This is a genomic window from Bacillus cereus, assembly GCF_015071065.1.
Classification (GTDB): domain Bacteria; phylum Bacillota; class Bacilli; order Bacillales; family Bacillaceae_G; genus Bacillus_A; species Bacillus_A cereus_BA.
In genome coordinates, this window is sequence record NZ_VOVA01000082.1 from 1 (window position 1) to 716 (window position 716).

Below are 716 nucleotides of genomic sequence, written 5' to 3' on the forward strand. Positions count from 1 at the left end.
AAAAATCGTAAGTAATTACTAATGAGCAATTGAAGTGACGTAATGATAAAGATCTAATTTATTCTTATTTACTTTTTAGAAACGCGATGTTCATTCAATCATGAACAACCACCCCATTTCCATTTTCAAGAGACGACATTAACAGAGAAATAGACTTATATTTATTATCAACCCAGAGGACGCATTCCGAGTTGAATGATAAATATAAATAATTTTTGGAAGCTCTTATCCCCTCTAGCCTCCGCGTCACCGAGTAACGTTATTATAATGGGAACGCTATCCCCAAAACGTATTCTCTTTTCAAAGAACTGTTTATAGGAATAGCTTATAATTTCCGGCATTTTATTTAGTCCCCCAAAAAGTTCGCGTTTTGTTCGCGTTTTTTAGATAATCCCTAACGCTGTAGCAATCAATTTAATAGCACTTTGCTTCTTCTCATAGAAGTAAGTCTTTTTGAGCAGTAGATCATGATAAACATCTGAATCTTTTACTCTTTCATTCGTTAAGAATTTCATTGTAATAATATCTCTTTCTTCCTTATCTAAGATATGGTCCAAAGTCTTCTCTATCTGTTTCACCTTTAATTCACTCATTCTTCTTGAATTTCGTATCTCTGGAAACAGACTGATTCCTTCTTGTTCCACTTCATTATTGAATCGCATCTTCAGCGCCCTATATTCTTTCAAGATGCTAACTACTTCCTTTTGTACTTTCTT

The 716-nt window shown here is 33.7% G+C and carries 1 protein-coding gene; it reads right to left on the reverse strand.

The genetic code is table 11. The annotated features are described in order from the left end of the window. Positions 1-383: 383 nt before the first annotated feature. A partial coding sequence (locus FT637_RS29560; RefSeq protein WP_193649255.1) for an ArpU family phage packaging/lysis transcriptional regulator occupies positions 384-716 on the reverse strand: 333 nt, incomplete at its 5' end.